At 63.0% G+C, this 15,423-nt stretch carries 5 protein-coding genes; 1 reads left to right on the top strand and 4 read right to left on the bottom strand.

All coding sequences use genetic code 11. The features are described from left to right. Positions 1–67: 67 nt before the first annotated feature. From AB7M26_RS14215 to AB7M26_RS14200, 4 genes are all read right to left on the bottom strand, one after another. Complete coding sequence (locus tag AB7M26_RS14215; protein ID WP_429441157.1) at positions 68–7,897, bottom strand: amino acid adenylation domain-containing protein; 7,830 nt, start codon at positions 7,895–7,897, stop codon at positions 68–70. After that, a complete protein-coding gene (locus AB7M26_RS14210; RefSeq protein WP_429384861.1) occupies positions 7,894–11,316 on the bottom strand; it encodes an amino acid adenylation domain-containing protein in 3,423 nt (1,140 codons plus the stop codon). Before AB7M26_RS14210 ends, AB7M26_RS14215 begins: the two co-directional genes overlap by 4 nt. 314 nt (positions 11,317–11,630) lie before the next feature. Beyond that, positions 11,631–12,614 carry a TauD/TfdA family dioxygenase gene (locus tag AB7M26_RS14205; RefSeq protein WP_429384858.1) on the bottom strand — a complete coding sequence of 328 codons (984 nt, stop codon included), beginning with the start codon at positions 12,612–12,614 and terminating at the stop codon, positions 11,631–11,633. Positions 12,615–12,656: 42 nt separating this feature from the next. Continuing rightward, positions 12,657–13,397, bottom strand: coding sequence for a thioesterase II family protein (locus tag AB7M26_RS14200; protein ID WP_429384855.1), 741 nt, complete (start codon positions 13,395–13,397; stop codon positions 12,657–12,659). A gap of 169 nt (positions 13,398–13,566) precedes the next feature. Here AB7M26_RS14200 and AB7M26_RS14195 point away from each other — a divergent pair, with 169 nt between their 5' ends. After that, the gene (locus AB7M26_RS14195) at positions 13,567–15,390 is read left to right on the top strand and encodes a glycoside hydrolase family 15 protein (protein WP_429384852.1); all 1,824 of its coding nucleotides are present in this window, start codon (positions 13,567–13,569) and stop codon (positions 15,388–15,390) included. Positions 15,391–15,423 lie beyond the last annotated feature (33 nt).

Genomic DNA, 15,423 nt, shown 5'->3' with positions numbered 1-15,423 from the left:
GAGCCTTTCTTTGCTTAGCCGAAAGTTGTCCTACCGACTCGATTAACTCTTGCACGCGTTGTTCCCCTCAAGAAATCAGTTTTTCCAGATCATCGAGGGATAGACGTTTGAGGGCCTCCAGGGATTTAGCCAATTCGTCCTGAACCGGTGATAAATCGACGCGCAACGCTTCGATGCGGGTGCAGAACGCTTGCAGGGTGTCGGCTTCGAACAGTTCCTTGAGCGGCACCTTGTCACCCAGGCGTTCCTTGATCCGGGTCACCACCAGCGTCGCCAGCAACGAATGCCCGCCCAACTGGAAGAAGTTGTCCGTCAGGCCGATGCGCTCGACTTCCAGCACCTCTTGCCAGACGGTTGCCACTTCCCATTGCAGGTCGGTGCGCGGCGCTTCGTAACGCTGCAGCGTCGGATTGCCGCCCAGCGCCATCAGCGCCTTGCGGTCGAGCTTGCCATTGGGGGTCAGCGGAAGCGCGTCGATCACGTGCAGATGGCTTGGCACCATGTGCGCCGGCAAACGATTGGCCAGGGCCGCCCGCAGGCTTTCCACCCACGATAAACTGCCCGGTTGGCTCGCTACGACGTAGGCATGCAGGTGTTTACCCGCCGCGCCCTCCTGCGCCAGCACCACGGCTTCGCGCACCTCAGGCTGTTCCAGCAATCGGGCTTCGATCTCGCTCAGCTCGATGCGGAAGCCGCGAATCTTCACCTGATGGTCGGCACGACCGATGTACTCAATCGTGTCACCAGGCCCCTGGCGCACCAGATCGCCGGTGCGATACAGCCGCTCACCGTTGGTGGCGAACGGGTCCGGTACGAAGCGTTCCGCGGTCAGGCCGGGACGCAGCAGATAACCTCGGGTCACACCGGCACCGGCCAGGTACAACTCGGCGGCCAACCCTGCCGGCAACACCTGCAACTGGCTGTCGAGCAGGTAGGCCACGGTGTTGTCCAGCGGCCGCCCGATGTTCGCCCGGCCGTTGGCGGTGCGCAGGGTGAAGGTCGAATAGGTGGTGTCTTCCGACGGCCCGTACAGGTCATAGACCTGCTTGACCGAGGTGCTGGCGTACAGCGTATCGACCAGCGTCTGCTTGAGTGGCTCGCCGGCCAGATTGATGGTGGTGACCGACGCCGGAATCTGCCCGGCCCGTTGCAGCGCGGCAATCGCCGACGGCACGGTGTTGATCAGCGTCACGCGCTCACGGGCCGGCAACTCGGACAGCGCCAGGGCGTTGTCCGCCAGCACCATGCAACCGCCGCTGGCCAGGGTGACGAAAATTTCCCACACCGACAGGTCGAAGCAAATCGAGGTCGAGGCCAGCACGCCACGCAGCTGCTCATCGCGATAAACACCCTGCGACCACTGGATCAGCGCCGCGAGGTTAGCGTGGGTGATCGCTACGCCTTTGGGTTTGCCGGTGGAGCCGGAGGTGTAAATGACATAGGCCAGGTTCTGCGACACGATCTGGCTGACGGGCGCCGTGGACGGATACCCGGCGAGCCATTCGGCGCCCTCTTCGACCAACAGCACTTGAGACGGCAACGCCTCGGGCAACATCGCCTGCAACGCGGCTTCGGTCAGCAGCACCGTTGCGCAACTGTCCTCGAGCATGTGCAGCAAGCGCTCTTGCGGATAGTCCGGGTCCAGCGGCACGTAAGCACCGCCGGCCTTGAGGATCGCCAGCAGCCCGACCAGCATGTCCGGGCTGCGGCGCATGCACACGCCCACCCGCACTTCCGGCCGGACACCCAGCGCTTGCAGCTTATGCGCCAGTCGATTGGCCCGGGCGTCCAGGGTGCGGTAATCGAGGGTCTGCTCGGCGAACAACACCGCCGCGGCCTGCGGTTGGCGTTGTACCTGCGCGTCGATCCGCTCGACCACGTTGCGCGAATCCAGCGCCGTGATCGCAGCCTTGCCCCAGTCGACAGCCGCTTGACGCGGGGCGCCGTCCAGCAGTTGCAACGCGCCCAGAGGCTGCGAAGCATCCGCCATGAATTGCATCATCAGGCCTTCGAGCTGGGTGCTCAGGTCGGCGATGGTGGCGTGATCGAAACAGGCCTGGTCGAAGCTCAAACCCAGGGTCAACTCGCGACCGGTAACCGCCACCAGCGTCAACGGATAGTGGGTCTGCTCCTGACGCGAGAGGGCGGAAAACTCGAGACCGGTGGCAGAGCCTTGGGCCAGCGCTTCGGCCATCGGGTAGTTCTCGAACACCAGAATACTGTCGAACAGCGCGCCCGCGCCCTGCCCCGCCCAGCGCTGAATATCGTAGAGCGGCGTGTGCTCATGTTCGCGCAGGGCTAGGTTGAGGCTCTGCACCTGCTGAATCCACTGGCCGACCGGGATCTCGGCGGACGGCGCAGCTACGACCGGCAAGGTATTGATGAACAGGCCGATCTGCTGCTCGACGCCGGGCAAGTCCGTCGGCCGACCGGCCACGGTGGCGCCGAAGGCCACGGTGTCCTGGCCGGTATAGCGCTGCAACAACACCAGCCACGCGGCTTGCATCAGGCTATTGAGGGTGACCTTCTGCTCGCGGGCGAAGCGGTTCAGGTCGCCGGTTTGTTGTTCGCTGAACACATGTTGGTAATCGGCATAACCGCTGGCCAACGTCTGACTGACCGGCATGGCGCTGGCCAGGCGGGTCGGCTCCTGGAGGTCAGCCAATGCCGACGTCCAGAACTCGCGACTGGCCTGAGTATCGCGCTGGCCCAGCCACTCAATGTAATCGCGATAACGACCCGGGGTCGCCGCCGGGGTCATGCCGGCATAGCGTTGCAACACCTCGCCGAACAGCTGTGAGGTGCTCCAGCCGTCCATGAGGATGTGATGACTGGTGTAGATCAAGTGATGCTGTGCTTCAGCGGTTCGCACCAGCAACACGCGCAACAGCGGCGCCTGGTCCAGTTTGAAACCGGCGGCCAGATCCTCTCGGGCCAACTGATCGAGCGCTGCGTGAAGGTCATCACGACCGCGCCAGTCCTGCACGGTCATGGGCATCTGCACTGTCTGCCTTACAATCTGCACCGGCGCGTCGGCGTCCTCGGGCCAGACGAATGCGGTGCGCAGAATCTCATGGGCTTCCAGCGTCTGCTGCCAGGCCTGACGGAAACGCTCGGCGTCCAGGTGCCGCACATCGACACGCAATTGATTGGTGTAGGCCGGGCCGTCCGGTTCGTTGAGGCTGTGGAACAGGATGCCCTGCTGCATCGGCGACAGCGGATAGAGATCGCTGACATCCCGTGCCGGCACCGGCAGCGCCGACAGTTGCGCCTGAGTCAGGCGCACCAGATTGAAGTCCGACGGCGTGACTCCGGCATGCTCACCGACAGTGCAATGTTCGATCAGCCGTTCCAGCTCATGGCAATAAGCGTCGGCCAGCGCCTGAATGGTGTGCGGGCGGTACATGCCTTGGCCGAACGTCCAGCTCAATTCCAGCTCGCCGCCGTAGACCTGGCCATCGACGCTCAGCCAGTTGCCCAAAGGCGCATCGTCATCCTGATGCTCACCGGTGCTGTCGGCAGTCGGCACCAACAGCGCGCCATCAGCCACATCGAACGCACCGTCGAACTGGCCGAGGTAGTTGAAGGTGATGCGTGGCGGCGGCAGTTCACGCAGCGGTTCGAAGCCTGCGAGGTAGCGCAGCACGCCGAAGCCGATGCCTTTGCCCGGCACGGCTCGCAGTTGTTCCTTGATCGCGCACAGCGAAATGCCCGGCTCTGCCTGTGGGGTCAGACGCACTGGAAACAGGCTGCTGAACCAGCCGACGGTGCGACTCAAATCGAGGTCGTCGAACAGGTCTTCGCGGCCGTGGCCTTCGAGCTGGATCAGCACCGAATCCTGTTCGCTCCAGTCACACAGCACCCGCGCCAGGGCCGTCAGCAGCAAATCGTTGATCTGGGTGCGATAGGCGGCCGGTGCCACTTTGAGCAGCGCGTGGGTCAATGTCTTGTTCAGGCGTGAAGTGGCCCGAGCGGCTTGGCGACGAGTCTGGACGGTCTCGGGGAAATCCCTCGGCAAGTCACTGTTGCCGCCCTCCAGCGTGCGCTGCCAGTAATCGCGCTCGGCCTTCAAGGCATCGCTTTGCCCATAACGGTGCAGGTGTTGCGCCCAGGCCTGGAGCGAGCTGCTTTTACCCGGCAGGACCATCGTCTTGCCGGCCGCCAACGCGGTATAGGCTTGCTGCAAATCTTCCAGCAATACTCGCCAGGACACGCCATCCACCACCAGGTGATGGATCACCAGCAGCAAACGTTGTGTAGCGTCAGGCAGGTTCACCAGCACCGCACGCACCAGCCGGCCCTGTTGTAAGTCGAGACTGCACTGGGCTTCGGTGGCCAGCGCGGGCAAATCGGCAAGGTCGTCCAGTGCCCGCACCCACAACAGGTCTGTGTGGCGCTGTGCCTGGAATGTCGCCTGCCAAATCTCGCCCGACGCCTGGAAACTCAGGTTCAGCGCATCGTGCTGCTCGATCAGGGCGGCCAATGCGTTGTGCAGATGGGTCGCATCGAGGGGGATTTGCGGTTGCAGCATCACCGACTGGTTCCAGTGATGACGCTGGGGGATATCCGTTTGGAAGAAACGCGCCTGGATCGGCAACAACGGCAACTCGCCGCTGACCTTTTGCGCGACGCTGGCGGCCGGTTTGCTCTCGATCAGTTTGGCCACCGCCGCCAACTGGCCGATGGTTTGCTTTTCGAACAGTTGCTTGGGGCTCAGCTTGATGCCCTGGCGTTTGGCCCGGGCGATGATTTGCAGGCTGAGGATCGAATCGCCGCCCAGCTCGAAGAAGTTATCGGTGCTGCCCACTTGCTCAAGCTTCAGGACATCGGCCCAGATGGCGGCAAGCTTCTGTTCGACCTCGCCCACCGGGGCAACAAATTGCTGCGTGACCAGCCCCGGCGTCGGCAAGGCACGCTTGTCCAGTTTGCCGTTCGCGGTCAGCGGCAGGCGCTCCAGCACAACGATCTGCGCCGGCACCATGTACTCCGGCAGGCAGGCCTGTAACTGCTGGCGCAAGTCGTCGACATTCAACGCCAGGTCAGGCGCGGCCACGCAGTACGCCACCAGTTGCAGGCGCGCTTCATCGCCGTCCAGCGGCAAAGCCAATACAGCGGCCTCGCTTACGCCGCTCAGGCCCAGCAATACTCGAGCGACTTCCGCCGGCTCCACCCGATAGCCGCGCACCTTGACCTGATCGTCGGCACGACCGATGAATTCCAGTGCGCCCTGACGGTTACGGCGCACCCGGTCACCGCTGCGGTACACCCGCGCGCCGACGGCACCAAACGGATCCGGCAGGAAGCGTTCGGCGGTCAACCCCGGTTGCCCCAGGTAACCCAGCGCCATGCTCTCACCACCGATATACAGCTCGCCCGCCACCTGATCGGCGACCGCGTTGAGCACATCGTCCAGCACGTAGACATGCGCACCCGACAACGGACGGCCGACCGGCACGCTGCGGGCACCCGAGTCGAGATCCTTGAGCTCATGGGTCAACACGCCGACCGTGGTTTCACTCGGGCCATAGTGGTTGATGAACCGACAGCCCGGCTTGAGTCGCCGCACCTGTTCGAGCAATGCCGGCGAGCAGGCCTCGCCACCGACGATCAGTGCATGTTGCGGCAACACATCGGCGGCCCGGGACGCCTGCATCAGCGCCGCCAAATGCCCCGGCACGATTTTCAACACGCCCACTTGGTGCCCGGCCATGTAATCGGCAAACCGGTCCGGGTCGAAGCCCAGCTCTTCGGGCAATACATGCAGCAAGCGACCGGAACACAAGGCGCCGAACAGCACGGTAAATCCAAGATCCGCCGCAATGGTCGAGACCAGCGCCATGCTCGCCGCTGGCTCCAGCGCCAGACGCTCCAGCGCACCGCGCACGTAACTGGCCAGAGCGCCGTGGCTCACCAGCACGCCTTTGGGTTGGCCGGTGGAACCGGAGGTATGAATCACATAGGCTGCTGCATCCGCCGACACCTTCAGCGAAGGCTTCGTCGTCGGCTGGTCCTGCCAGCGTTCGGGGGCGAAGGCCAGCCCCTGACAACCGGCGACCGCCAGAGTGCTTTCCCGCACGTCGCCTGCGGCACACAGCAGGACTTTCGCCTGCGCGCCTGCGAGCATCTGCTGCAGTCGCGCTGCCGGCGCTTTGACGTCCAGCGGCATGTACACCGCCCCGGCCTTGATCACCCCTAACACACAGGTCAACCAATCCAGGGAGCGCTCCATCAGCACCGCCACGGGCTGCCCGTTTTGCACGCCTTGCGCACGCAGGTAGTGGGCCAGGCGATTGGCGTCCTGATCCAGGGTCTGGAAATTCAATGTCCGTTCAAGGCAGCGTGCGGCCAGCGCTTCAGGCTGTACGGCCACCTGACGCTCCCATTGCTGCAACACCGATTCCGCCGGCTGCCGTGGCGTCAGCGCCGGTGGTACTGGCGTGGTTGCAAGACTGTGCAGCGGCGCCTGCGGGGCGCTCAGCAATTCGCGGAACAGACCGAGCAGCGTCGGAATGAACCCCTCGATGGTCGAGTGCTGGTACAGGTCGCTGGCGTAGGTCATTTGCCCATGGATCAGCGTGCCGTCATCGGTGATGTCCAGCGCCAGATCGAAGTGCGTGCCTTGTTTGTCCAGCGAATACTCGGTGACACTCAGGCCCGGCAGGTTCATCGCACGCTGGGTCTGCATGCCGACGTTCTGGTTGAACTTGGCCTGGAACAAAGGGTTATGCCCCAGGGTTCGCTCGGGCACCAGTTCATCCACCAGTTGCTCGAACGGCAGCTCTTGATGGGCCTGGGCACCGAACGATGCTTCCCGAACCCGGGCCAGCAAATCGTCGAAGCTGCCGCGCTCATCGACCTGGCAACGCAACACTTGAGTGTTGACGAAGAAGCCGATCAGCCCTTCGACCTCGGAGCGCCCACGGTTGGCGTTGGGCACGCCGACGCGAATATCGCGCTGGCCGCCAAGTCGCGACAGGAACAACGAAAACCCGGCCAGCACCAGCATGAACAAGCTGATGCCCTGAGCCCGGGCAAAGCCGTTCAACTGCCGGGACAGGTCCGCACCGAAATCAAAGCTCAGGGTCTGGCCTTCGAAACTCTGGGTCAGTGGCCGGGGGAAATCCGCCGCCACGTCCAACAGCGGATGCTCTTCACCCAACTGCTGGCGCCAGTAATCGAGTTGACGCTCGCCCTCGCCGGCCTCCAGCCAGCGGCGCTGCCAGATCGCGTAGTCGGCGTACTGCAACGGCAACGCCGGCAATTGCGGTTCGCGCTCCAGACTGAAGGCCTGATAGCACTGCACGAATTCCTTGACCATGACGTCCATCGACCAGCCATCGGAGACGATGTGGTGCATGCTCACGATCAGCACATATTCATCGTCCGCCAGACAGAACAGACTGGCCCGCAACAATGGCCCATGGAGCAAATCGAACGGTTGCGCGGCTGCTTCCTGAACCTGCCGCGCCAGCTCGGTTTCACGTTCTTGCACGGCGACGTTCGACAGATCGACGCGTTGCAGCGGCACGCTCTGCTGGTCGAGGATGATCTGGCTCGGCTGGTCATTGTCAGTCTGGAACACCGTGCGCAGCACTTCATGGCGCGCCACCAGATGATCGAAGGAACGCAACAGCGCGGCCTCGTTCAGCTGCCCGTGCAAGCGCAGGCCGGCGGCCATGTTGTACGCGGCGCTCTGCGGGTCGAGCTGCCAGAGAAACAGCAGACGCTGCTGGGCAAACGACAGCGGAATCACCGCGCAGTCGTGACGACTGACCGGCAGCGGCAGCAGGCTGAAGTCCTTGCCCTCCTCGCGCAGTTTGGCGAGAAACAGTCGACGTTGCTCCAGCGGCAAACCGACGAACCTTTTAGCGATACGCTCCGCCATATTGCCGCTCATACTTCAACTCCCTCCAAAGAACTCATGAACTGATCCATGTCGGACCAGTCGTTATCGCTTGCACCGCCGGCCAGCGCGGCCAGCTCCAGGGCCAGATCGCCCAGCAGCGGCGTCTCGAACAGCCTGCGCAATGGCAGCACCACGCCCAATTGGCTTTTGATCCGCGCGATCACTTGCGCGGCCAGCAACGAATGCCCGCCCAACTCGAAGAAATGGTCATCGACACCGACCCGTGGCACCTGCAGCACCTCGATCCAGATCTGCGCCAGCGCCTGTTCGGTGTCGGTTTGCGGGGCGCGATAGCTGCTCTGCAATTGGCTCGGATCGGGGATCGGCAGGGCCTTGCGGTCGAGTTTGCCGCTGGGGGTCAGGGGCAGGCGCGGCAACAGCAGCAAGTGGCCGGGCACCATGTAGTCCGGCAGATTCCTCTGCAGCGAGGTCCTGATTTGCTGACGCAGAATCACCTGCTCCGCCGCGCTGCCGAGCACGCCCTGATCGACCACCAGATACGCCACCAGTTGTGTCCCGCCGACCAGGGGCAAGGCCAGCACCACCGCCTCGCGAATCCCCGGACATTGCTGCAACCGTGATTCGATTTCTCCCAACTCAATGCGGAACCCGCGAATCTTCACTTGGTGATCGACGCGGCCGATGTACTCCACCGCGCCATCGCCCCGCAGTCGGGCACGGTCGCCGGTGCGGTACAGGCGCTCACCGACCGCGAACGGATCGGCGATAAACCGTTGGGCGCTGAGCGTCGGTTGTCGGTGATAACCACGGGCCAGGCCCGGCCCGCCGATGTACAACTCGCCCACCGCCCCTTGCGGCAACAGATTCAAATCGTCGTCGAGCACGTACAACCGGCGTTGCTCCAGACCGTGACCGATCGGAATGCCACGCCACGACACCGACTCGGCGGTCAATGCGCTGCAATCATGGATAGTCGAAACCACCGTCGCCTCGGTCGGGCCGTAGGTGTTGAGCAAACGCACATGACCCAACCCGGCGCGTTGCCACAGGCGCAGCCCGTCCACCGCCATCGCCTCGCCGCCCACGTGAATCTGGCGCAAGGCGCCGAAGTGGACAGGCGGGTTGGCCGCGTAATCCTGCACCACCGAGTACCAGTAAGCGGCCGGCAAATCCGCCAGGGTAATACCTTGTTCGACGATCACCTGATGCAAGGTCGCACTGTCCCACAGGCCTGCATCGCGCAGTACGACGCCGGCGCCATGGCACAGCGGCGGGAAGAATTGCTCGACGAAACCGTCAAAACTGCTGGTGGCGAATTGCAGGACGCGATCGCCTTCGCGCAAATTGCTGTAGTCGATCGCCCGCGCGATGAATTCGCTCAACGCGCCGTGGCTGACGGCCACGCCCTTCGGCCGGCCGGTGGAGCCGGAGGTGTAAATCACGTACGCGAGGTTCTGCGGATGTGCCGTCACGTGCAGATTGTCCTGGCTCGCCGCGTCGCCGTCCGGCAGTTGATCCAGGCACAGGCAGTCGATGCCATCGAGCGCCGGCAGGCTGCTCAGCAGCGGGGTCTCGGTGAGCAACAGTTTCAGTCCGCTGTCATCCAGCACATGGCGCAAGCGTCCGGCCGGGGTGTGCGGGTCCAGCGGCACATAGGCGCCACCGGCCTTGAGCACGGCCAGCAACGCCACGGCCAGTTCCAGCGAGCGACCCAACGCCACACCGACCAGCACATCGGGGCCGACGCCTTTGGCGCGTAACTGATGGGCCAAGCGATTGCTGCGAGCATTCAGTTCGGCATAGCTGAGTGAGGGCGATTGCTTGCTCGCCAGAATCACAGCAGTGGCCTCGGGAGTGCGCACTACCTGGGCTTCGAACAGTTTTGGCATACCGGGCAGCAGCGCCGGGTTGGCGACGGGTTGAATCAAGCGCTCGCGCTCATCCGTGCCGAGCATCGCCACCTCGCCCAGCGGTTGTTGCGGATCACGGCAGACCGACACCAGCACGTTGTGCCAGTGCTCGGCCAACGCGGCGATGGTCGGTGCGTCGAACAGGTCGGTGGCGTAGGTGAACGCGGCAAACAGTTGCTCGCCCTCCTCTCGGGTGTCGAGCATCAGGTCGCTGGTAGCCGCATGCTGACGCCCGCTGCCGGCCAGTTGCTGCTCGCTCAGATAGCCGACCTGCAAACCGCAATCGAGGCGCACCTCCTGCAGATCGGTCACCAGCGGCTGGTGATTGAACATCACCTGAAACAACGGATTGTGGCTCTGGCTGCGGGCCGGTTGCAGGGCTTCGATCAAGGCGTCGAACGGCAACTCCTGATGGGCCTGGGCGCCAAGCGCTGCCTGACGCAGGCTCTGCAACAGGTCGCTGAAACGGGTCTGCGGGGTGACCTCGCTACGCAGGATCTGGGTATTGACGAAGAAGCCGATCAAGCCTTCGGTTTCACTGCGGGTGCGGTTGGCGATCAAGCCGCCGACGCGAATGTCGGTCTGGCCGCTGTAGCGGTGCAGCAAGGTCTTGAAGGCGGCCAGCAGCACCACGAACAGTGTCACGCCCTCGCGCTGGGCGAGGGTTTTCAGCGCCTGGCGCAGGGTTCCGTCGATGACTTTTTCCAGGCGCGCGCCCTGGTGGCTGGACTGGGCCGGATAGGCACGGTCGGTGGGCAATTCGAGGATCGGAGGCTCTTCACCCAACTGCGTTTCGCCCAACTGCGTGCGCCAGTAATCGAGCTGGCGCTCGCGCTCCCCGGCTTCCAGCCAGCTGCGCTGCCACAGGGCGTAGTCGCGGTAGTGCACGGTCAGTTCCGGCAAGGTCGGTTGCCGCCCCGCCACCAAACCGTCATAGGTGCGCATGAACTCGTCGATCAGAATGTTCATCGACCAGCCATCGGCGATGATGTGATGCAACGTCAGCAGCAGCACGTGCTCCTGTTCGGCCAGACGCAACAGGCGAAGGCTCAGCAGCGGTCCCTGCTGCAAGTCGAAGGCCTGAGTGGCTTCAGCCAGCATGTGCTGTTGCGCCTGCGGCCAGCGCCGCTCTTCAGGCAAGGCACTCAGGTCGTTGATCGTCAGCGTCAGGTCACGGGGTTCGGCCACCCGCTGGAACGCACGCTCGCCCTCCTGGCCGAAGGTGGTGCGCAGGCACTCATGGCGCGCCACCAACAGGCTGAACGCGCGCTCAAGCGCCTCGGTTTGCAGCGCACCGCTCAGACGCACCGCCATCGGCAGGTTGTAGGCCGCGCTCTGCGGGTCCAGCTGCCAGAGAAACCACATCCGCTGCTGGGCATAGGACAGGCCGTCACGCTCATCGCCCCCGACACAACAGGTCATGGGAAGCTGCGCAAAATCGATGCCTTCGCGGGCCATGCCGGCCAGAAACAAGCGGCGCTTGTCCTGTGGCAGTTCGATAAAACGGCGGGCGAGTTTCTGTGCGTCTGCGGCATTCATGCATGGGGTCCTTGCTGATCGGCGGCGTGACCAGGAGGCCCGGTCGTATCAACAAGAACGAATGGCTGACGCGATGATTTAGCAGCACCTACAACCCCAGTCCCTGTGGCGAGCGAGCTTGCTCGCGTTGGGCTGCGCAGCGGCCCAAAAATCTGACAGTCATTGCCGATTTTTGTGAGTGCTACGCACTCAAGCGGGAGCAAGCTCCCTCGCCACAGGTTTCGCTGAGTCAGGACGCTCTTAAGTGAACACAAAAACGCCGAAGCCGGTACAGGACCGGCTTCGGCGACAGGTGTTTCAGGGCTTCGATCGGTTCAACGCACATCCTGGGAATGCCCTTCGGCCATCGCGACAATCACCTTGCGCTTGCCTTCGAAGGGCGCGCGGGCATGGGCCGAGAGCATGTTGTCGAGCATCAGCACATCGCCCTCCTGCCAGGGAAAGCTGATGGCGCAGTCATCGAGCACCGCACGAATTTCATTGAGCACTTCATCCTCGATGGGCGAGCCGTCGCCATAGTAGACGTTACGCGGCAGGTCTTCCTCGTCGACGATGTCCAGCAGGGTTTCACGCACCTCCGGCTGCAGGTTGGAAATGTGGAACAGGTGAGCCTGATTGAACCAGACCATGTCGCCGGTCACCGGATGACGCGCCACCGCCTGACACGTCTGGCGGGTGCGCAACTCTCCGTCGTCCTTCCACTCGCAAATGATGCCATGGGCCTTGCAGTAGGCCTCGGCCACCTCGCGGTCTTCGGTGTTGAACACTTGCTCCCAGGCCACGTCCAGCCCGTTGCCGAAATTGCGCACGTACATCAGGCCCTTGCTGATGAAGCGCTCGCGAATCGCGACAGGCATGCGCCGATAGACTTCCCGGCTGTCGGCAATCGGCGTTTCACCGCCCGAGGTGGCGGCGATCATGCTGTAGAACCAGATTTTCATCGGCCAGTCCCGGGAATAGGCCTGCTCGTTGTGCAACGGAATGCTCTGATGCGCCGGGTATTCGGTGGAGGTATAAACCCCTTGGGTGACGTTGGTGCGCGGCGTCGAACCGAACTCGTAATTGAGCAGCGGATGACCGAAGCCGGCGGCGAATTGGCGGAACTGCTCGGCACCGTCCAGCTGGAACCCGCGAAACAGAATGCCGCCGTCACGCAGCAAATGCTCATTCACCAGTTCATTCAATTCATCGAACACCGCCAACAGGCTGGTATTCGGCTCGGTCGCCTCCACCAACAGCGGCAAGCGACCCCGCGCCGGCAGCAACGGCCGAACGGCAAAACCCACAGCAACACCCATGACGGGCCTCCTGTTAACACTCAATAAAGTGAACCGCGCGCGCTAAAAAACCGACGCGGCCAGCTGCGCATGACGTCGGTGATGGACTTCCAGATGATTCTTGATAATCCGCAGCACCTTGGCTTCATGCTCATGAATGAAGAAATGCCCGCCGGTCATCATGTCCACCGAGAAACTGCCCAGGGTTTCCTGGCTCCAGCCGATCAATTGCTCGGTGGTGGCCTTGTCTTCCTTGCCGCCGAGCACATGCACGGGGCACTTGAGCAGTGGGCGCTGCATCGGGCGGAAGCGTCCGCAGAGCATGAAATCAGCGCGCAGGATCGGCAGCGTCAGGCTCATCAACTCCTGATTGGCCAACACTTCCTCGCTGGTGCCCTGGAAGGTGCGCAGCTGATCGATCAACTGTTCGTCACTCTGCGGTTCGGCGAAGCCACGGTCATAGTCACTGCGCATGGTCGGGGCAGCCGTGCCGGAAGCAAACAGCGCCACCGGTTCTGGAGCACCGAGGGCACGAAAGGCGTGGGCCATCTCACAGGCCAGCAACGCCCCCAGGCTGTGACCGAACAAGGCGTAAGGGCCGTGCAAGGACGGCTTGTGTTCCCTGGCCAATTGCAGGGCCAGGGCGCGCATGTCGGTCTGCAAGGGTTCGTCATAACGGGCGCCCCGCCCCGGCAACTCCACCGGCTGCAAGTGCAGCCACGGCGGCAACTGGCGCCGCCAGCGGCTATAGACCATGGCGCTGGCGCCCGAATAGGGCAGGCACAGCAGTGTCAGCTTTGTCACCGCACTTACCTCGATTGGTTATCTGTTCAGAAGAACGGATGAAGGATGGTGAAAATTAGTCTGTTGGATGGATCAGCTACCTGTGGAAGCGGCAGTTTGCCGCAAATGAACTCTCTGTGGCTCAAACCGGTCAGCTAGTTAGACCCTCAGTCCCCGGAGCACTGCGGCAATGGTTGATTATTCCGAACGACAAAGCGCCATCGACGCCCACGGCATCATTGGCGACATGCGCAGCGCAGCGCTGGTCAACGACAAGGGCAGCGTGGACTTTTTCTGCTGGCCGGAATTCGACAGTCCATCGATTTTCTGCGCGCTGCTGGACAGTCCCGAAGCCGGCATCTTCCAACTGGCCCCGGACCTGCCCGACGCCCGCCGCGAGCAGATTTACCTGCCCGACACCAACGTCCTGCAAACCCGCTGGCTCAGCGATCACGCGGTGGTCGAAGTCACCGACCTGCTGCCCATCGGCGACAGCGAAGATGATTTGCCGATGCTGATGCGCCGGGTGCGAGTGGTCAGCGGACAAGCGACGATCCACATGCGCTGCGCCGTGCGGCATGACTATGCCCGGGCTCACACCAAGGCCCGCGCACGTGATCGGAGTGTGTATTTCGAGGCCACCGGCCAGCCAGCCATGCAGCTGTGTTCGAATCAATCCTTACGCATCGAGGGCCATGCAGCCGTCGCCGAATTCATCCTCGAACAGGACCAGAGCGCCGAGTTCCTGCTCGGCGGCGTTGACGATGCGCGCTTCAAGGAAGGTGCCGCCGCGCTGTGCCTGGAACGCACCTTGAAGTTCTGGCGCGACTGGATCGGCCAGTCCAATTATCGCGGTCGCTGGCGGGAAATGGTCAATCGCTCGGCCCTGGCCTTGAAGCTACTGACCTCGCGCAAGCACGGCGCCATCCTCGCCGCCGCCACCTTCGGCCTGCCGGAAACGCCCGGTGGCGAACGCAACTGGGACTACCGCTACACCTGGATCCGCGACGCTTCGTTCACCGTCTATGCCTTCATGCGCCTGGGCTTCGTCGAGGAAGCGAATGCCTACACCCGATGGTTGCGCGGTCGGGTCAGGGATTGTCACGGCAAGACCATGAAACTCAACATCCTCTACGCCATCGATGGCCGCCAGGAACTGCCGGAGGTCGAACTTCCACACTTGTCCGGCCATGGCGGCGCGACACCGGTACGCATCGGTAATCAGGCCTACGATCAAATCCAGCTCGACATCTTCGGCGAGCTGCTGGACGCGGTGTACCTGGTCAACAAGCACGGTGAAGCGATTTCCCATGAGGGCTGGAAACACACCGTGGAAGTGGTCGATCAGGTCTGCGAAACCTGGCAGCAAGAAGATGTTGGCATCTGGGAAATGCGCGGCGAGCCGTATCATTTCCTGCATTCGCGACTGATGTGCTGGGTGGCCGTGGACCGCGCCATCCGGCTGGCCTCTAAACGCTCGCTGCCCGCCCCGTTCGCCCGCTGGGACCAGACCCGTCAAGCGATCTACACCGACATCTGGAGCAACTTCTGGAATGAAGAACGCGGACATTTCGTCCAGCACATCGGCGGCACCGGCCTCGACGGCTCGATGCTATTGATGCCGCTGGTGCGCTTCGTCAGCGCCAAGGATCCGCGCTGGATCGCGACCCTCGAAGCCATCGAGAAAACCCTGGTGCGCGCCGGCATGGTCTACCGCTACCGCAACGACGACAACCAGATCGACGGCCTGCCCGGCACCGAAGGCGCCTTCGCCGCGTGCTCATTCTGGTACGTCGAATGCCTGGCCCGTGCCGGCCAGGTGGAGAAGGCGCACCTGGAGTTCGAGCAATTGCTGAAGTACGCCAACCCGCTGGGGCTATATGCCGAAGAGTTCGACAGCCATGCCCGGCATCTGGGCAACACACCACAAGCGCTGACGCACCTGGCACTGATCAGCGCGGCGAGTTTCCTGAACAGGAAGTTGAGCGGCGAGAAAAACTTTTGGCAGCCTTGAGACCGAGTCGCCTGCTTCGCTACTACAGATGTA

It is taken from the genome of Pseudomonas sp. F-14 TE3482 (assembly GCF_053629455.1).
Note: the sequence above shows the minus strand (reverse complement) of the source record. Positions and strands in the feature narration are given on the sequence as shown.

Coding starts and splice junctions, on each gene's coding strand:
- AB7M26_RS14215 (WP_429441157.1), bottom strand. CDS start 7,897: ATGAGCGGCAATATGGCGGAGCGTATCGCTAAAAGGTTCGTCGGTTTG.
- AB7M26_RS14210 (WP_429384861.1), bottom strand. CDS start 11,316: ATGAATGCCGCAGACGCACAGAAACTCGCCCGCCGTTTTATCGAACTG.
- AB7M26_RS14205 (WP_429384858.1), bottom strand. CDS start 12,614: ATGGGTGTTGCTGTGGGTTTTGCCGTTCGGCCGTTGCTGCCGGCGCGG.
- AB7M26_RS14195 (WP_429384852.1), top strand. CDS start 13,567: ATGGTTGATTATTCCGAACGACAAAGCGCCATCGACGCCCACGGCATC.